The sequence below is a fragment of the Oceaniferula marina genome, assembly GCF_013391475.1.
GTDB classification, from domain to species: Bacteria; Verrucomicrobiota; Verrucomicrobiia; order Verrucomicrobiales; family Akkermansiaceae; genus Oceaniferula; species Oceaniferula marina.
The window spans coordinates 146,125-164,877 of record NZ_JACBAZ010000003.1 but is presented as its reverse complement, the minus strand read 5'-3'; the positions used below and the strand labels follow the sequence as shown (position 1 = coordinate 164,877).

16 protein-coding genes are annotated in these 18,753 nt (G+C 53.4%); 9 read left to right on the top strand and 7 right to left on the bottom strand.

What is annotated here, in order from left to right:
- Positions 1-58 precede the first annotated feature (58 nt).
- Complete coding sequence (locus HW115_RS08855) at positions 59-1,312, top strand: alginate export family protein (RefSeq protein WP_178932262.1); 1,254 nt, start codon at positions 59-61, stop codon at positions 1,310-1,312.
- A gap of 87 nt (positions 1,313-1,399) precedes the next feature.
- Here the strand turns inward: HW115_RS08855 and arsJ are convergent, their stop codons facing one another.
- The 4 genes from arsJ to HW115_RS08835 form a co-directional block, all read right to left on the bottom strand.
- On the bottom strand, positions 1,400-2,593 hold the full coding sequence (arsJ, locus tag HW115_RS08850) for an organoarsenical effux MFS transporter ArsJ (RefSeq protein WP_178932261.1): 1,194 nt from the start codon (positions 2,591-2,593) through the stop codon (positions 1,400-1,402).
- A 22-nt stretch (positions 2,594-2,615) separates the two neighbouring features.
- Complete coding sequence (locus HW115_RS08845) at positions 2,616-3,623, bottom strand: ArsJ-associated glyceraldehyde-3-phosphate dehydrogenase (protein ID WP_178932260.1); 1,008 nt, start codon at positions 3,621-3,623, stop codon at positions 2,616-2,618.
- A 72-nt stretch (positions 3,624-3,695) separates the two neighbouring features.
- A complete protein-coding gene (locus HW115_RS08840) occupies positions 3,696-4,007 on the bottom strand; it encodes an ArsR/SmtB family transcription factor (RefSeq protein WP_178932259.1) in 312 nt (103 codons plus the stop codon).
- Between the two features lie 62 nt (positions 4,008-4,069).
- Positions 4,070-5,668 carry a cation:proton antiporter domain-containing protein gene (locus HW115_RS08835; protein WP_178932258.1) on the bottom strand — a complete coding sequence of 533 codons (1,599 nt, stop codon included), beginning with the start codon at positions 5,666-5,668 and terminating at the stop codon, positions 4,070-4,072.
- Between the two features lie 39 nt (positions 5,669-5,707).
- Here HW115_RS08835 and HW115_RS08830 point away from each other — a divergent pair, with 39 nt between their 5' ends.
- On the top strand, positions 5,708-6,166 hold the full coding sequence (locus HW115_RS08830; RefSeq protein ID WP_178932257.1) for a hypothetical protein: 459 nt from the start codon (positions 5,708-5,710) through the stop codon (positions 6,164-6,166).
- A gap of 66 nt (positions 6,167-6,232) precedes the next feature.
- Here the strand turns inward: HW115_RS08830 and HW115_RS08825 are convergent, their stop codons facing one another.
- Positions 6,233-6,571 carry a hypothetical protein gene (locus tag HW115_RS08825; RefSeq protein ID WP_227021387.1) on the bottom strand — a complete coding sequence of 113 codons (339 nt, stop codon included), beginning with the start codon at positions 6,569-6,571 and terminating at the stop codon, positions 6,233-6,235.
- A 165-nt stretch (positions 6,572-6,736) separates the two neighbouring features.
- On the opposite strand from HW115_RS08825, the gene HW115_RS08820 reads away from it, so the two are divergent.
- Positions 6,737-7,951, top strand: coding sequence for an MFS transporter (locus HW115_RS08820; RefSeq protein ID WP_178932255.1), 1,215 nt, complete (start codon positions 6,737-6,739; stop codon positions 7,949-7,951).
- A 24-nt stretch (positions 7,952-7,975) separates the two neighbouring features.
- Here the strand turns inward: HW115_RS08820 and HW115_RS08815 are convergent, their stop codons facing one another.
- Positions 7,976-9,031, bottom strand: coding sequence for a GntR family transcriptional regulator (locus tag HW115_RS08815; protein WP_178932254.1), 1,056 nt, complete (start codon positions 9,029-9,031; stop codon positions 7,976-7,978).
- Positions 9,032-9,130: 99 nt separating this feature from the next.
- Here HW115_RS08815 and HW115_RS19770 point away from each other — a divergent pair, with 99 nt between their 5' ends.
- Complete coding sequence (locus tag HW115_RS19770; protein ID WP_227021386.1) at positions 9,131-9,871, top strand: PEP-CTERM sorting domain-containing protein; 741 nt, start codon at positions 9,131-9,133, stop codon at positions 9,869-9,871.
- Positions 9,872-9,977: 106 nt separating this feature from the next.
- On the opposite strand, the gene creC is transcribed toward HW115_RS19770, so the two are convergent.
- Complete coding sequence (gene creC / locus HW115_RS08805; protein ID WP_178932253.1) at positions 9,978-11,438, bottom strand: two-component system sensor histidine kinase CreC; 1,461 nt, start codon at positions 11,436-11,438, stop codon at positions 9,978-9,980.
- Positions 11,439-11,824: 386 nt separating this feature from the next.
- Here creC and HW115_RS08800 point away from each other — a divergent pair, with 386 nt between their 5' ends.
- The 5 genes from HW115_RS08800 (at position 11,825) to HW115_RS08780 (ending at position 18,265) form a co-directional block, all read left to right on the top strand.
- Positions 11,825-13,114 carry a Gfo/Idh/MocA family protein gene (locus HW115_RS08800; protein WP_178932252.1) on the top strand — a complete coding sequence of 430 codons (1,290 nt, stop codon included), beginning with the start codon at positions 11,825-11,827 and terminating at the stop codon, positions 13,112-13,114.
- Positions 13,115-13,294: 180 nt separating this feature from the next.
- The gene (locus tag HW115_RS08795; protein WP_178932251.1) at positions 13,295-14,734 is read left to right on the top strand and encodes a Gfo/Idh/MocA family oxidoreductase; all 1,440 of its coding nucleotides are present in this window, start codon (positions 13,295-13,297) and stop codon (positions 14,732-14,734) included.
- A gap of 268 nt (positions 14,735-15,002) precedes the next feature.
- A complete protein-coding gene (locus HW115_RS08790; protein ID WP_178932250.1) occupies positions 15,003-15,599 on the top strand; it encodes a PEP-CTERM sorting domain-containing protein in 597 nt (198 codons plus the stop codon).
- A gap of 288 nt (positions 15,600-15,887) precedes the next feature.
- On the top strand, positions 15,888-16,637 hold the full coding sequence (locus HW115_RS08785; protein WP_178932249.1) for a PEP-CTERM sorting domain-containing protein: 750 nt from the start codon (positions 15,888-15,890) through the stop codon (positions 16,635-16,637).
- Positions 16,638-16,801: 164 nt separating this feature from the next.
- A complete protein-coding gene (locus tag HW115_RS08780) occupies positions 16,802-18,265 on the top strand; it encodes a tetratricopeptide repeat-containing sulfotransferase family protein (RefSeq protein ID WP_227021385.1) in 1,464 nt (487 codons plus the stop codon).
- Positions 18,266-18,753: the final 488 nt, after the last annotated feature.

The following is an 18,753-nucleotide window of genomic DNA, read 5'->3' as shown; positions in this document are numbered from 1 at the left end:
CGATGTCGTTGGTCATGGGGCTTTCTTTGATACAACAAGCAATGCAACCCGAAAAATCATGATCAAAACCAAAAGTAAACTGGCGGTAGGCGCGATGTCTGCCGTGATGACAGCAGCGGCGACGGCGGGCCCAGCCACTCCACCACCTGTAGAGCCGGAGGCTTCCGGCTCCGTATTGGACAGCATTCATTTGTTTGGAACCGCGCGTTTGCGTTATGAATATGCGGACTTCAACAAAGTGGACGTAAAGGAGTCGAATCTGCTTTCCCTGCGTGCGAGGCTGGGGGTGAAAACCGATGAGATTTACGGGTTTAAATTCTTAGTGGAAGGTGAGGCAACAGGTATTCTATCAGACAAGGATAAGTATGGTCCTTTTCCTCCGCCGAACAACAATGGTCGGGCGGTGATCGCGGACCCCGACAGTGTGCTCTTGAACCGCTTGCAGCTTTCGTACAATGCCAAGCCGATTGATACGGTGGTGACGGTGGGACGACAGTATATCACCTTCGATGACCAGCGTTTTATTGGCGCGGTTGGATGGCGTCAGAACGATCAGACTTTTGATGCGGCGGTGCTGCAGAACAAGTCGATTGACAAGCTCACGTTTACCTATGCATACGTGGATCAGGTGAACCGTATTTTTGGTTCGGATGCTCCTCTTGATTCTTTGGAAACCTTTGAGGGTGATAGTCACTTGATTCATTTGAACTATGATATTTGTGATGGTCTGGCAGCTCGCGGCTTTGCGTATTTGTTGGATTTTGACAATGCGGCAAGCAATTCATGTGACACCTATGGTTTGGAGTTGCAGGGCGACACCGAAGTGTTCACCGATAGCAAACTGAACTACCTCCTGACGGCTGCGATTCAGAGTGATGCGGGAGAGAACACCGCTGATTATGAAGAATATTACTTCCGTGGTCAGGTGGGTGTGAAAAACGATTGTCTGAACTACGGCCTGGGCGCCGAGTGTATGACCAGCGATGGCGAGGGTGGCCGTTTCCTCTTCCCTCTTGGCACCAACCATAAGTTCAATGGATTTTCCGATGCTTTTCTTACCACACCGGTTGATGGTTTGGTGGATTACTACAGTTGGGTAGGAACCAAGTTCCTCGGTTTTAACCACACCATGGCCTTGCATTATTTCACCACGCAGCATGATTCGTCAGAGTTGGGTTGGGAAATTGATTACGTGGCAGCCCGCCAGATCGGGGAATACACGAAAGTGATCCTCAAGGGGGCTTACCTCGACGGCAAGGGCGATCAGTTTGACATCACCCGGGCCTCGGCTGAGGTGAACGTCACGTTTTAATTCTTTTGCCCTACCCCCTATTCATCCGGGTGAGTTCGGATGGTTTTCATTGGCGGCTGGCTCCCTGTTCGGGTGCCAGCCGTTTTTTCAGGCTCGCTGCCGGAATGCCGTGCTTAACATGGCGGCGATGGCAATCATGGCGGCACTGGTCCAGAGGCAAAGTGTGAGTCCTCCGAGCAGGTACATCGTTCCGGATAGCAGGGTGCCGATCAGTCGACCCCACGCATTGGCCATGTAGTAGAATCCGACGTTGAGTGCCACCTGATCATCATCCGTGAAGGAGAGGATGAGGTAGGAGTGCACGGCTGAATTGATGGCAAAGGCAAAACCAAATAGACCGAGTCCGATCAGGATGGTCGCCATCGGGTGGAAGTCGAGCTGAATGGCCAGAGCAAGCATGGCGGTGAGAATGGCTAGGAAGCCGGCCCAGGATACGGCTGCACGGCGCGGGTCGCGGTTGCGGATGAACTTGGGGGCGCTGGCCTGGATCAGGCCATAGCCAATCACCCAGACCGCCATGAAGGTTCCGACACCATTGTAGCCCCAGCCGAAAATCTCAGTGAGGTAGACCGGAAGGGCAACGACAAACCAGACATCTCGGGATGCAAAGAGAAAAAAGCGGGCGGCTGAAAGCCAGTTGATTTCCCGGCTTTTTGAAAACAACTGGGTGAATTTGACCTTGCGTTTGCTTTTGCCCATGTCCTGCTTGAGGAAGGTCAGAGCGGCCACGAGAACCATGGCCAGACCTGCTGCCATGATCCAGAGGGCGTGCACAAATCCGAAACAAGATAAGAGAAAACCGCCAAGAAAAAAGCCGACACCTTTGAGGGCGTTTTTCGAGCCTGTCAGGATGGAGACCCACCGGAATAGTGCTCCACCGGTTTCGCTGTCGTCAGTTACCAGTAACTTGACCGCACTTTTCGAACTCATTTTGGTGAGGTCCTTGGCGATGCCTGACAGCGCTTGGGAAACCATCACGTAGCTCACGGACAGCGCGGCCGTCCACGCCGGATGAACCAGAGAAAGCATGACCAGCGCAAAGACCTGCAGACCCAAACCCGCAAAAAGCGTCGTCTTCAGCCCGACCCTCGATCCGATCCAGCCACCGAGCAGGTTCGTGAGCACTCCGCAAAACTCATACAGCAGAAACAAAAAGGCCAGCTGCACCGGGGAGTAACCCAGCGCATGGAAGTGCAGCAGCACCAACATCCTCAAGGCTCCATCCGTTAGGGTGAAGCCCCAGTAGGACGCGGTGACAATCGCGTAAGAGCGGTGGTTCATGGGGGGTGAAGATGGTCGGGTGTTAGGAACCCAATGATTTGGCCACCTTGGCGGTGAGTTCCATCATTCGGGTGGCATAACCGAGTTCGTTATCATACCAAACCATGAGCTTGAGCTGGGTGCCATCGGTGACCATGGTGCAGAGGCCATCGACAATGCCCGAGCGCGGGTCGTTGGTGTAGTCGGTGGACACCAGTGGCTTGTCCGAGTAGCCGAGAATACCTTTGAGCTCACCTTCAGAGGCCTCCTTGAGCAGTTGATTGACTTCTTTGATGTTAGAGGGTCTGACGAGTTCGAAGACGCAGTCGGTCAGTGAAGCGTTGAGCAGGGGGATGCGCACCGCCATGCTGTCGAGTTTACCGTCCAGTTCCGGATAAATCATGGTGATGGCGGTGGCTGATCCGGAGGATGTCGGGATCAGCGAGTTGAGGCAGGAGCGGGACCGGCGGAGGTCCTTGCGTGGGGCGTCCACCACGACCTGGGTGTTGGTGACGTTGTGCATGGTGGTGAACATGCCGTGCTCGATGCCGAGGTGTTCATCGATCACCTTGACTACGGGAGCGATGCAGTTGGTGGTGCAGGAGGCGGCAGTGACGATGTCGTGTTCTTTCGGGTCGTATAGATGATCGTTGCATCCCATGACAACATTGAGCGCCTGATCCTTGACTGGTGCCGCGACAATGACTTTTTTGATGCCGGCGTCGAGGTAGGGGCTGAGGAGTTCCGGAGTGCGGAAGGCTCCGGTGGCATCGATGACGATATCAACGTCGATGTTGGCCAGGTGCATTTCCGCAGGGCTCGGGATATTGCTGAAGCTGATCTGTTTGCCATCGACATAGATGTGGTGCTCGTCATGGCTGATGTTGCGGTCCCAGCGACCGTGCACGGTATCGTATTCAAGTAAATGGGCGGCGGTTTCGGCCGTGCCGTGCAGCTCATTGATGTGGGTGATGTTGTATGCCGGGTTGTCCCAGCCGGCGCGGAAGCCTAGTCGGCCCATCCGGCCGAATCCGTTGATTGCGATGTTCATGGTGGAATTAAGAATGAGGAATTGCGTTGTTCGACGTCTTGGTTCGTCTTGAGGAAAAAAGGTGAATGCTATTTATTGGCGTGGTCTGCAGCGTTCAGGTTGGCCGTTGCAGCAATCGTCGCTGAGGAAAGCGAGCAGGTGTTGCATGGTTGGAACATTCAAGCGGTAAGTGATCGTGCGACCTTGGCGTTCTGAATCGATGAGTTTGGCCTGATGAAGTTCCTTGAGGTGGAAAGAGAGGGTGGGTTTGGGAATGTTAAGCTGCTGCGAGATATCACCGGCGCAGAGACCTTGTTCCCCAAGTTTTGCAAGTAAACGGAACACTTCCAGCCGAGATGGCTGGGCCAGGGCGGAGAGAGCTTCGACAGCTTGCGTTGTTTTCATTGTTGTGAAATTATCAAACTGTTATCGTGTTGTCAAGTGACAGGGTTGTCACGGGGGTTGGGCTAGGCCTTGGGTTCTTTTGTGTCTCCCTGGTATGTGCAGATGTGATTGGCGAAGGCCTCACCTGCGCTGCCATAGATGTTGTAGGCGGCGTCGACTCCGAGATCACGGAGTTCCTGGATTTCATCTTCGTGGCTGGCAGTGGCGGAGAGACAACCGGGGAAGCCTTGCTTGCGGATCAAGGAGGCGGCCTGTTTGTTTTCCTGGTGGTTTTTCATCGCCAGCATGATCACCTTGATCTCGAACGTTCCAGATTTGCGTTCCCAGAAATCGACGTCGGTCGGGTCGCCGAGGATCATATTCCACCCCTGTGCGCAAAAGCTTTTGACGACGTCGTGGTCGTTGTCGATGCCGATGACTTTATCTTCGCCGTAGCGGTCGGCCATGGTTTTGTAGGCCTTGGCTCCCACTCTGCCCATACCGAAGATGAGGATTTCGGCGTTGCCGGGGTGGAGGATTTCATCTCCGGGGATGCGTTGTTTTCGCTGGAAGCGCATCAGGGGCTTGTGCCATCTCCGGTAGAGTTCTTTGCCGTAGTTGTTGAGGGGAGCGGCAATAATGAAGGAGAGGGAAACGCTGATGGCGAGAATGGTGATCCAGTCGCTGTCAAGCCAGCCGGCTTTGATGGCAACGGTGGCGATGATCAGGCCGAACTCACTGTAGTTCGCCAGTGCCAGGGTCGAGAGCAGGGCGGTGCGTGCGCGTAGCTTGAAGAGCGTGAGAAGGGCAAAGTAGCCGACCATTTTGATGGGGATGAAGAGCAGCAGCAGGGCGGCGATGGCGAAGTCTTGCAGCGTTGGTACCTCATCCAGACCGATACTGAGGAAAAAGCAGACCAGCATGATGTCCTTGAAGCTCATTAGGATCTTGGACATTTCCTCGGCTTTCGAGTAGGGAGCCAGGAGCATGCCCAGCAGAAGCGCCCCAAAGTCTCCTTTGACGCCGAGAAACTCAAAAACCCAGGAGCCGAGAAAGGCGAGCATCATACCGTAGAGGATGAGCAGTTCTCCGTGGCCGCAGCGGACGGCAAGTTTATTGAGGAGGCCGCGGGCAGGGATGAGTAGGATGAGAAGGATGGCCCAGGGTGAGGGCGGTTCCCCCTTGGACCAAGCCATAAAGAGAACGGCCACGATGTCTTGGATGATCAACATGCCGATGGCAACCCGGGCGTGAAGCGATGAACTTTCCCCTTGGTCTTCGAGCACTTTGACCGCAAAAACGGTACTTGAAAAACTCAGGGCAAAAGCAATCAAAAGGGAGGTTGAAAGGTCGAGGTTGGCCAGCATCGTGAGGCCGGTGACGCCGAGCACGTTGATGCCCAGAGTCATCATTGCCACCATCAGTAGCATGTGGGAGCTGGCACTGGCCCAGACCTCGGTTGCGAGCAGGTCCTTGACCTTGAGTTTCAGCCCGATGGTGAACAGTAGCAGCGTAACGCCGAGGTCGGCGGTGATGTAGATGAATTTTCCGGATTCGAAGCCGAGGCCTCCGAGGATGAATCCGGCGGCAAGTAGTCCCACCATGGGGGGGAGCTTCAAGGATCGAGCTCCAAGACCCAGGAGAAAGGCGATGGTGATGGCTGCTGCGTGGGTTGTTTCCATTGGGAAGATGCCACTCTATCTGCTTTTTTTACTTTGTAAATGATGGACCATGACTGCACTTGCAAACTGGACCGGGGTGTGGAACATTCAGGTGTGATGAAGTTCTTTGCCTGGATCCTCTGTATGGTTGTGGCCCCTCTGCTTTCTGTAGTCTGGGCGGAAGCGGAGCAGGAGGTGTGGTACAACGCTACGGGTGAAGTCGCAATGGTCACCGAGTTGGAGGAGGAAAAAGAGCCCTTTGTCCCGGCTTGGGTGCAGCGCGAGGCCCAGCGGGACGCCGCCTTGCGAGGTCGTTTTTGGTATGCTGACGGCCGGCGCAGTTACGGCCGGGTGCAGCGTTACTACAGCAGTTGGTACTCACCGGGTTACGTTTGGGGTGGATACCGTCGTTACCACCGCCCTTGTCATTACGGGGCCGGAGGCATATGGGGTCGTGGTAGCTATGGCATTCGTGCCCGCTACCATGGCAATGGATGGTCAGTCAGAATCGGCCGTTAGGTCTGGGCGGGTAGAGGCTGGGCCGGTGACTGTCGACCCTGTGTCATTCGTCGGCCACGTGTCCCATTACTGATCGGCGTCGAGTTGGTCCTCCGGGGCGTTTGAGGGAGGTTTGACGCTGGTGCTTGGCGCTGTGTTGTCGGTCGTTCCAGCGGGGCTGCCGCTGCCGATCGATGATTCCGCTCCGTCGGCCAGTTGCGATTCTGTCGGTAGCTTGGTATCGCCTGACGGCAGTCTCCATCCGGCGGTCGGGTCGGCGGGGGGTGCCGCTTGGCTGGGCTGCGCAGGTTCTTCGGGCACGGGCTTGCTCGGTGGTTCTTCTTCCTTCGGGGTGTTGGTACAGGCTGTCATGGCCGTCAGCAGGCAGGAGACAAGAAGAAAGCAGGGAATCGAGGTGCGGAGCATAAGCGGGTGGCAGGTTGGGGTGTGGCGGTTTGTCCAATGGTGGTGAACAAACGTGTGCGATACCCTTAATAGCTATTTGGCGGGCTGACAATGCAGAAGTTTGGCTGGAGAATACCCTTGAGCTTTCCGGGTGGCCACCTATGTCTCAGACCCGAAGGGGAAACGATGATGGAGGAAAGCAATGAAATCAGGCATCAGGGCAAAACCTTTGCCTTGGAGTTAGTGAGGTCGGTGCCCCAGGGTTTTGTGGAGACATCGGGGACTACCTTTGCCATGTATGTGGCGATCCAGGTGTTTGAGGTTCCAGTGTGGATGAAGATGTCGATTGCTGCGGCCGCGAGTGTCGGGCTGCTACTCAGTTTGTTTGCGGTGCAGGTGGTGCGCCGGCTCGGATGTTCGGTGAACAGCGCCTCGGTGGCTGTCTGGCTGGCGGCAGCGATGGGTTTTGCCATGGCGGCCATGAGTGGAGATTCGGCGGAGTGGTATTTTTCCGGAGTGTGTCTCGCAGCCGTCTTTTTGGCCCTGGGGATCCCCTTGATGTCGCAGATTTATCGCAAGCATTATACCAACCGGGCTCGGGGAAAGTTGTTTTCCTTGGCGGGCTTGGTCCGGGCGGTGGTGGCTGCGCTTGCGGGGATCGGCGTCGGCAGTTGGCTGGCGGGTAAAGGCGTGGATTTTCACCCTTTGTTCTGGTTTTATAGTGTGTGTTGTCTGGCGATGGCGCTGTGCGTGTTGGCGATGGCGCGGGTGCGCTTGCGTCGCTCGGTTCAGCTTCAGCTGTTTGATGCCTTCAGCCATGTCAGTGAGGACCGGGCATTTCGCAAGCTCTTGATTTGCTGGATGCTGCTCGGGATGGGGAACCTGTTGGGCTTCGCCCTGTTTGTGGAATACATCACCAATCCGGATTATGGCTATGCCCTGGATGCGGCCCAGGCGGGAATGATCACCAGCACGATTCCGATGCTGGCATTTATCGTGTGTGTGGTCCCTTGGGGTATTGTGTTTGACCGGGTGCCTTTTTACCGGGTGCGTATTCTGGTGAACGTTTTTTTTCTTACCGGCATTCTGGTGTATTACCTCGGAGGATCCTATTGGGCCTTGTGTGTTGGTATCGCCCTACACGGTATCGCCCGGGCAGGTGGGAATGTCATCTGGAGCCTCTGGGTGACGAAATTCGCCCCGGCGGATCACGTCGGTGAATACATGAGTGTGCATTCTTGCCTGACCGGCGTGCGTGGCGTGCTTGCGCCCGTGATTGCTTTTTCCGTGGCGGGAAGTATGGGCCCTGGAGTGGTGGCGCTGGCAGGAGGTGTGCTGGTTGTGGTCTCTTCACTGATGTTGCTTCCCGAACTGATTGAGGAGGCCCGGGGTCAGCGTTGACGCTGGTTTTTCCAACTGTTGGTATTAATCCAAAGGCGTCATTTTGACGAAGCGGGAGAAATCAGGAACGGCACCGCGGTCGAGTTGGTCTAACCAATCAGTCAGAGCCTTGTCGTAGTCATCATAGATAGGGGAGATGAGGGCAGGAGGGGAATCAAACAGCTTGAAGTTGTCTCCCGTGAGGATGTTTTTTACCGGGCAGGTGATACCTGCTTTCTGGAGTTCATAGACTGTTCGATTCCATGCGGGAGCTTTGACTGTCAGGATGAGATCGACGGTTTCTTTCTGAGCGACGGAGCGTAGAGTGGATCCTATTTTCGAGGGTTCGAGTACCGGAGTGTGAATATGAGCTTGGAAGCGGCGTCCCATTTCAGCGTAGGCGTCTTCAACCGCAGGGGCAAACCGATGCTTCATCCCTGGGGGGAGACCTATTTCGGCGAGAGAAATGTCCCGGCAGCCGTTTTGCAGGGAATAGAGGCAAGCAATTTTAACCGCCTTCGACATATTCAGAGAGATGGAGGCGCAGTGCGGGTCTTCGAATTGCCGGGCTCCAATTTGCAATAGGGGCATACTTGAGGGAAACAAATCGCGCATGATGTGATGAGTCATATCGAGGCCAAGCAAGCGTTTGCAACCCGATTCCAAGTGGGAAGTTCGGATGTTTTGCCGGGTTTCATCGTTGAGGAGGTGCTCATTGAGAGGGATTTGTTGAACTTCGACGTTTCGGCTATGGAGGATGGTGAGAAAGCTGGACAGAACTTCGCTGCTCAATCGTGTCAGCTTCTCGCTTGGCGGACGCACCAGAATGATCGAGGTGTTTGTGTCGTTTGTCTGTGTCCGGAGAATGGTTCTCGGAACCCCTTTGGCTGCTGGCCCGACCCAGCCGAGTGATTCAAGTTGTCGTAGTGCTTCCTCCACCGGAGGTCGGCTGACCATATAGCGCTTCATCAAGTTGCGGATGCCCGGAAGATGATTGCTCCAGACGCCATGTCGAAGGTCGTCCTGCATGCTGGTAAACACAGAGTGGGAGAGGCTCTCTTTGCTCACCGGGCGGGATCGATCGGATGGCGTCGATTTCATGTGTGCTATAGTGTGACACACATCTTTTTTTGTAAACCTGTTTTTCATGTCAGGTCGAGCATATAGCTATGGGGTGTAGAAAGTGATTCTACTGATGATATGAAAACGATTGCGATGAAACCGAGTCTTATTGTTTGTTCGAGCCTTTTATGTGCAATCTCCAGTTCCATGGGCGCGAGTATGCTGGTGGATTATGATTTTGAAAGTGGGGCCAGCGCATCGACAAATGCAGCAGGAATCACGGGTGGAGGATTTAGCAGCAACGGCTTGAATCTTGTTCAACGCTATGATCGTAGTGGTGATGCCAATATGGGATCCCAAGTATTTGCAGCGCAGAGTTTCCAAGCCCAGGGCACGGTGGGGGGAACTCAGGATTACTTTGAGTTTTCAATCAGTGCAGATGCCGGAAAATCCTTCAGCGTTGAATCGTTGGTATTTGATTCGGTTTATTGGAAGCAGAGTGGTCAGACCTACCATGCGATCGGGACATATCAGTTAGCGAGTAGTGCGGACAATTATACGACAGTTCTTGGGACATTTAACCAAGATCAGCATTGGGATTTGGCCTCACCCGCTGGGCAAAATAAATACACCTCGTCAGCCATTTGGAAAAACATGACTTTTGACCTTTGGGGGACCAATCTGGACGGGCAAGAGTTTTCCGATTTGACTTTTCGTCTGTATGTTAGTTGTACCAATGCCACGAACTCTAGCAAATCATCAGGCCGACGTACCGGCTTCGACAACATGACGGTGATGGGTGCTGTTGTTCCCGAACCATCCTCGAGTGCCTTGCTCGGCCTCGGAGGCCTGGCTCTTGCGCTGCGTCGTCGTAAGTAGCGCCGCTATCGAAAAAATCTCATTGTGTGTTATAGCGTTCGGATCGGTTTCGGTCCGGGCGCTTTTTTCTTGTTTTGAGATTCTTTTGAAAGGATTTTGCGAGGCTTCAGTCTTGGTTCAAAGGGATATGGATACTTGCTCGGCACCCTTTGCCGGGAAGGTTCTGCAAATGGGCCTCGCCTTTGTGTAGGACGGCGGCTTCCCGCACCAGTGCCAAACCAAGCCCGGTTCCTTTGTGTGTGGTTCCGGGGCGCGGCAGTGAGTAGAAACGGTCAAAGGCACGCTCGAGAGCGTAGTCCGGAGCACCCGGCCCTTCGTCGTCGATTTCGATGAGCGCCATGGAACCGTCCACACTCAGCCGTAGCGTGATGCTGTCGCCAGCTGAAGAGAAGCCGCTGGCATTTTCGATCAGGTTGGCAATGGCGAGTTCGATGAGCATGGGGTCGCCGATGACCTGGATGTCGCTGGTGATCTCTTGTTTGAGATCAAGTTGTTGTGTTGCGAGTCGTTCCTTGCAGGTGTTGGCGACTTGTTGGCAGAGCTTTGAGAGGTCGACCACGGACTGGTGTTCGAGGTGGGGTTTACCTTCGAGTTCGGCGAGCTGGACCATGTCGCGCACCAGTGTTTGGCAGCGGGAGGTTTCGTGTTGGATGTTGTGGAGGAATTTCTGCCGCTGTTCGGCAGGCATGTTCTCATCGAGCAGTTCGACCGCCCCCTGGATGGCGGCGAGTGGGCTTTTGAGTTCGTGGGTCAGGGTAGAGACGTAGTTTTCCACATAGCGTTTGCCTTCCAGTGTTTCCTTCATGTTTTTCAGTGCCGAGCCGAGGGTATTGACCTCTTTGCCCTTGCCGAGGTGGGGCATCGGCAGGCGCTCCCCCTGGGAAATCGATTGCGCGTAGCGGGTCAGTCGGCCAATCGGTCGAAACAGCCAGATAAATACCGCTCCGGTAAGGAGAATCAGGCCGGCACCAATCGAAAGCGTGGCTGAAAGAATGTCCCGTCGGCGGTCGGTGATGAAGGTGAGGACGTCAGCCTGTGGTTTGTAGATGGTGAGGATGGCGATGATCGGGCCGGGTGAGCCATCATCAAGGGCCTTGGCCCGGACCGGGGCCGCTACGTAGAGGACGGAACTGGTGGAATCACTCTCATCGAGCCGGGAGGAGCGCGCCCCGTATTGTCCGGCCAGAGTGAGCCGCACATCATTGAATTTGGAAAAATCCTGGCCCTCCCTCCGTCCATGATCGGAATCGAAGAGGACCATGCCATCCGTATCGGTTAGGTATGCGTGCAGTCCGAGCTTGGTTTTGGTATGGCGGTAGATCTTGGCCTCGAATTGGTGCTGATGGGCGCGATTGAATGCGCGGCGTAAGGCATCCGGTCCCATCTGTCCGTTTTCGATCTCACTTTCAATCATGCCGGCCATGACATGGGCTGTATCCACCATAACCTCCTCGGTTGCCTGAAAAGTTTGGGCATCGACGTCATCAAGCAGGTAGACACCAAGTTCGTAAAACCCGAATCCGATGATCAGGGCGAGAATGAAGAGGGTAACACGGGTAAAACGCATGGGAGGAAAAGTTGGAAGATGGGAAGATACAAGATGAGAAGATGGAAGATGAGAAGATGGAAGATACAAGGCGGAAGATGTCTTTGGTCTGGTGTCTGGTTGCCCTGAAGGGGCGTATAAACGTAGCCCGGGGCAACGCCCCGGGATATGGGTGTGAGAATGAAAGAGCCCTGAAGGGGCGACATAATAAGGGATAGCCTGTTTGCTGCGATGGTTTTGGTGCTGGTGTTGAATACGCTGCGCCGCGAATCTGTTGTCTGTGGTCTTTTAGCTGGCTCACCCTCATTTTTAACTCATGAGCGTTAAAAGTCCTACTTGGTCTAAAATGATTGAAGTTTGCTCCGAATCAAGGGTCAATGGACTTGTTCACACCTTTCTTTTGATCCATGTCTGATTCTTCCCAACCACTTACCTTGGCCGCCGTGGGATGCGGTTCACGTGCCCGGACCTACAGCCGTATTGCAATGTCGATGGAGGGGCGATACAGCGTGGTTGCTGGTGCCGACCCCATCCCGGACCGAGTGGAGGCGCTGCGGGAAATTTCCCAGAACCCGGATTTTCGTAGCTTTGATTCCGCCAACGCCCTGCTGGAGCAGGAGCGAATGGCGGATGTCCTGATCATCGGTACCCAGGACAACTACCACTACGAGCCTGCGAAAAAAGCCCTCGAGCTCGGTTACCATCTTCTCTTGGAAAAACCAGCGGCCCAGACGCTGGAGGAAACGATGGAACTGGCCCGGCTTGCAGAAAAATACGACCGCAAAATCCTGCTTTGTTTTGTCCTCCGCTACACACCCTTCTATTCGAAAGTGAACGAAATTCTCCGTTCGGGACGGCTGGGTGAGGTGATTTCCATGCATGCGACCGAAGGAGTGGACGCCTGGCACCAGTCGCATTCCTTTGTCCGTGGTCACTGGGGGAAATCCTCCGAGTCCACCCCGATGATTGTCGCCAAGTGTAGTCACGATACCGACTACATTGCCTGGCTGATGCAGAGCCGGTGCAAAAGCGTCAGCTCTTACGGGCGACTCTCGTATTTCACCCCTGAAAATGCCCCTGAAGGGGCCACCGCACGTTGCACTTCCGGCTGCCCGCACGCCGCACCCCAAGGAGGTTCCTGCATGTATGATACCCACCAGTACCTTGGCAAACACAGCCGCTGGCTGGATATGGTGTATCCGAACCCGAATGAACGCCCCGATGAGGAGGTGCTTGCCTGGTTGGATCATTCGCCCTGGGGACGTTGTGCATGGAAGTGCGATAACGATGTGGTCGATCATCAGGTGGTCAACATGGATTTTGAAAATGGAGCCACCGCGAGCCTGACCATGACCGCCTTTGATTTCGGTCGATCGATTGAGATTTACGGCACGAAAGCGACATTGCGTGGCGGTGATGCTCACAAGCAACTCAGCGGATCACACTTCTCCATCCGTGATCACGACAGCGGCGAGATCGAAATGATCAGCCTCGCTGAGATGGATGACAATGGTTACCAAGGGCACGGTGGTGGCGACTACGGTCTGGTCGACTCCATGGATGCCGTGTTCCGTGGCGATGGTCGCGAAAGCTCGACCATTTCCTGCTCCGTGGAAGGTCACATCATCGGTTTTGCTGCCGAACAATCACGTCTGGCCGGTGGTGAACCCGTCACGCTCGCTGACCTGAGAAGCTAAAGGTCGCCCCCTCGACTTCTCGACTTCTCGACTTCTCGACTTCTCGACTTTTATCCATACTTGGACAGTGGGTGGGGGCTCGCTCCTTGACGCCTTATCGTGTGATAGGTACCTGTGGGTATGATTCGTATGGGGGATGGCCCCATCTAAGCAAATCATCGAACAAACCATCGAATAACCATGTCACACACACATACATCCCGACGCGATTTCATCCGGCTGGCTGCTGGAGCCTCTGCCTTTTCTGCCTTCCCTTACATTGCCAAGGCGGCAAAAATCAAACCTAACGAGCGCATCAACCTTGCCTGTTGCGGGGTGGGGAACCGTGCTGGCGCAATCATCGATGAGCTGATGAAGACCGGCATGTTCAATGTCGTGGCCCTCTGCGACACCCAGATCGGAGACAGCCACACTCAGCGGATTCTCAAAAAATACCCGAAGGTTGCCCGTTTCCACGACTTCCGCAAGATGTTCGATAAGATGGAAAAGGAAATCGATGCGGTATCGGTAGGCACTCCGGACCACACCCATTTCCCCATCTGTATGCATGCGATGGCTCTGGGCAAGGGGGTCTACGTGGAAAAACCACTGGCGCACACCTATCAGGAATGCGACCTCTTGATGAAAGCCGAGGCCAAATACAAAGTGGCCTGCCAGATGGGTAACCAGGGTCACTCCGGTTCCAATTACTATCAATTCCGCGCCATGGTTGACTCCGGCGTGATGAACAACATCACTCGTATGGACGCCCACATGACCAAAGGCCGTCGATGGCATAAATGGAATGGTGAGGTTCCCACCAAAGGCATGAGCTGGGAGCAGTGGCTGAACAAAGCCGAGGAAATGCCCAAGGGTATGGATTGGGATACCTGGCTTGGTCAGGTGCCATTCCATCCTTTCCACAAAGACTACATCAATGGTGATTGGCGTTGTTGGTATGACTTCGGTAACGGTGCACTCGGTGACTGGGGAGCCCACATCATCGACTCCGTGCACCAGTTCCTTAAGCTCGGCATGCCCGAGTCGGTCTCCTTGGAAATGATCAAGGGCCACAACGATTACGTCTTCCCTATGAGCTCGACGCTGAAGTTTTCCTTCCCCGAGCGCAGCAAAACCATGCCGGCGATGGACATCGTCTGGAGTGAAGGGGTTGGTAACCTGCCCGAGTTCCCCGAGGGCTTCCTCCGCACGAAATCGGACGGCAGCTCGGCGCCACCGTCAGGCGGCAGCGGTAACAAGGTGAAGTCCCTGCCTCCGGGCAAGTGTATCCACCGTGCCGATGGCGTTGCGTTCAAAGGTGGATCCCATTCAGGAACCTTGGTCGTGGTGAACAACGAGCACGCAGAGAAGGCCGGAAAACTTCCTAGCTACGAAAAGGGGAAACCGAACCACTTCATGGACTTCGCCCTCGGTGTCAAAGGAGAAAAGACCTGTAACTCGAACTTCGCCGTTGGTGGCGAACTCAGTAAGGTGCTCACCCTCGGCTGCATTGCCCAGCGCCTCAAAACCTCCTTCAAATTCGACCGCAAAACCGAATCCATCCCCGATAACAAAATTGCCAACCAACTCCTGATTGGCCCACCACCACGCAAAGGCTGGGAGGAATACTACAAGGTCTAATATTTTGCGGCTTAGCCAGGGGGGATTGGCCTCACTTCTCCAGGTTTAGCTTCATACCATTTTCCCAAGCGGTGCGCGTGATCCCATCATGCGCACCGCTTTTATATTTTTTGGTGCCTGCTTCAACGAGGCTACACAGCCAAAAAAGGTCGCCTTTTTTTCGCTTGCCCTCTATTTTTTGAAATTATAGGTTGTCTTACGAGATGAGTATAGGTCTACGACCTGTTGAGGCTCTTTCTCTATGATTAAACATTAACAAAATACTCATATGAAAATTATAACCGCCGCCAGTTTGTTTGTAGCCACAGCTATGGTCTCACAAGCAGCTACCGTTTTTACCGATGACTTTACCGCTTATACTTCAGGTCTCACAGGTTCTGACGCTGGTAACGCTCTTCTTGGGAACGGTTGGACTTCCGTCACAAACAATTCCTCCAATGGCTTCGGCTTTAATGGTCGTCTTTATGGCTATGGCTCGGGATCGTCAGCAAACTCACTGACTTTATCTCGTGACCATGCAACTGACCTGCTGGTGGGTGATACTATCACAATGGATGCGACCATTAATACGGCACGTGGCGGCGCGGGCTATGATTATGCTTTTCGAATTCTTATTAACGGAGTTCAAGTGGCGCAGGGACTCGATATGGGGGATGATGGTGCGGGCAATGTGAATCAATTGAGCTACACGGTAGATGGGTCGACCGCTGGTGCTGCTAAAACGGTCACTTTCGAGTTTGGTCATTACTGGAATTGGGGAGAAAGTGAGAGTGTGACTTTTGCCGTCGATACTGTTCCAGAGCCTTCTTCCTCCGCTCTTCTTGGGCTCGGTGGACTTGCTCTTATTTTGCGCCGCCGTAAATGAGCAATGCTGGAGAGAGTGCGATTTTAGACTGGCACCCTATCAAGCATGTCCGCTTTTATCCCTATCTTTTGGTTATAGGGTCGGTTAAAAAAGTTGAAAAGAGGGGGCAAACTCGGAGACTAGCTCGGGTATTTCATGAAAAGATTCGGTTGATGGTTCGCTTTTACCCGTGATCCAATGTGAGGGAGCCCTGAGGAATACCTACTTTATTGTTAAATGAATGCTTTACATGACTTTGCGTTATGATCAGGATGATAGCTCCTATTATAAAAAACAACCGTCATACCAATGAATAGTAAATATCATCTACTTAAATCAGGAGCCTTCGCCGGAGCGGCTCTTGCCTACTCCGCGGTCTCCGCTACGGCTGCCTCAACCGTCACAGGTCAGCTGGTCAACGTCGATTTTGACGGTACTGGGGGCATTGGAGCGGCACCAACACCGAGAACTTTCGATGGTGACCTTGCAAATGGACCAGCTACTGCCGACAGCATTAATTGGGTGGATGGCACTGCTGGGAACGACACTTGGAATGGTACAGTCGATGCTACTTCCGGGAGTCTTAACAGCCTGCTTGATTCTACCGGAGGTACTACAAGTGTGAACGTATCATGGTCTGGATTTAACTTCACTTACAACAACTACGGCAACAACCGTCTCGGCAATACCAAAACAAATGGACCCAACGGTGACGGCTTTTTTACAAGTAATAATAATACCAGCATTGGCAGTGTTACCATTTCAGGTCTGACAGTGGGCGGACTGTATAACCTCACTGTCATCGGAGCTGGTGATGCCACGGATGTAGATGTCAACGGGACGACTCTCAGTATGGAAACCTGGAATAGCACAAGCAATCCCAGTCAGTTCGTAACCTTCAACAATGTGACCGCCACAGGTGGTGAAATTACCTACACTGTTTTTGGTCCGAACAGTGATGCCACGGGCGGCTTTCAGATCAACGTAGTCCCTGAGCCTTCGAGTATCTCGTTACTGGGTCTTGGGGTTCTCGGTTTTGCCTTGAGACGTAAGCGTTAGTTTTAACAAAAAACAAATCTCTTCAAAATACCCTAGCCGAATTCCGGCTGGGGTGTTTTGTTCTATGGGCAGTCACACGGATTATCGTCATGCAATTTACTCTTGAACTCCAGAAATGCCAGCAGCTCGCGGCCGATGGTCAGGCGATGTCTGCGATGCGCAGGTTGCGTAAACTTGCCAGCCAAGCAAAAGCGACTAGGCAACCTAGGGTTTTAGTCGAAGTAGCCAAACAACAACTGGGCATCTATGATTGGCAACTTGCTGTGCGTTCATTCCGAGTCGCGCTATCCCTGACCAAGGAACACATAGGCGAGGTGGCACTCGATATTGGGTTTACTCTTTCGAGGCACTCCCGCTATCAAGAGTCAGTAGAATTTCTGGAACTTGCCAATGCACAATTGGCTAAAGATGACATCCGCGCGCCACTCCTACTTGCCGATGTCTTTGAGCGGCTTGGGCAACTCGAAAAAGTACAAGAACTGGTGGAGCGTATACTCAAGTATCACCCGAACTCGATTCCGGCACACCGTCTTGCGGCTTCGGCTGCCCGCCAAAATGGTCAGCTTGATCAAGCGTTGCAGATGCTGGCATCCATGGATAAAAAGTCAGTGCCCCTGCATTGGGAAGCGGCCAGGGCATGGTATGAAAAAGGCCACATCCACGACAAGATTGGCGAGTATGCAGATGCCATGCGGGCTTGGCAAACCGCCAAACAGTATTACCCGACGGATGGCAATTATGCACTCTATCAAAAACAGGCTCAATTCATTATCCATCATCCTGACCGTGTCTTCGACTCTCTAACCAACAATCATTTAAGCCATTGGTTGCAAGGTGCAAAAAGCCTCCCCCATCAACAGCGATTGACCATTCTAGCGGGTCACCCTCGAAGCGGAACTACCCTGCTAGAACAAGCTCTGGACGCTCATCCAGACGCTATTTCAGCGGAAGAAACCAGCATATTCAGTGCCACAGTTCACGGTCCGTTGTTTGAAGGAAAGCCGGGCGGCATGCCTCAATCTCATATCTTAGATGAACTCACCAAACCACAACTCATGAAATACCGACGCGTTTATCGCACTTTCATTGAGCTTGCTTTGGGGGAAAAAACAAACGGACGCATGGTGATTGATAAAAACCCTGATTTATTACAGCTTCTTCCAAGTGTCATACGCGTGTTACCCGAGGCGCGCATCCTCATGGCCTTACGAGACCCACGCGATATTTTGATTTCTATTTTCTCACAGCCATTACCACCAAACCATAACGCGATCTGTCATTTGTCTTTGCAATCGTCTGCTCAATTTGTCGCAAAGCGACTGGGTCTATGGATCAAACTGCGTGAAAATCTACCCGAGGCTGCATGCATTTTAAAGTATGAGGATGTCGTCCGCAATTTCCAGCCAGAGGTGAAGCGTGCCTTGGGGCACATCGGGCTGGATTGGCATGAACAATGCGGTAACCCCGCTCAACGTGCTGCAGAAAAGGTTGTGCAGTCACCTACTTATGCCGCGATCCGCGAGCCCGTGCATTCCAAATCTGTCGGACGTTGGCAAAACTACGCTCAATGGCTAGACCCTCAAATGAGTGAACTTGAGGATACTCTTGAAGCTCTTGGTTATAGTTAGTTAAGAGCATGGTTGTTTATTGCTTAACTTCTAAAGCTTTGATGTAGATTCCTGGAAGATTTTAGATCGGCTTTTTCAGGGCATAAAAAGATTTCGGCGAAAGCGTCGATATTAGTTCAGAGGCAGTCTGGAGTTATGGAAGCAGCCCTTGAGGCCTTTATTAGGGGGCTTGATGGTGATCTTGACGGTGGGCTGAGCGAGAAGATAGATGCGGGGGGAAGCCGATGGACAATATCAGACACTTGGTTCGAAGTCATTGCCGTGGCCGAACGGCACGGAGTAGACACTAGTAAATTTGAGTAGTTGAATGCAGGACTTAAAAAATGGCACAAAAGTGGCACAAACGGCTTATCCGCTAACAACAAAAAAGGAGTTTCAGATCGACTTAAACCCTTCATTGTAAATGTGTTGCGAGGTTCTTGATTGCCGTCGCTGCGCTCTGGCTGTGCTAGTATGCAAAATCCCCCTCCGGATTTTGTTAAGCTTTT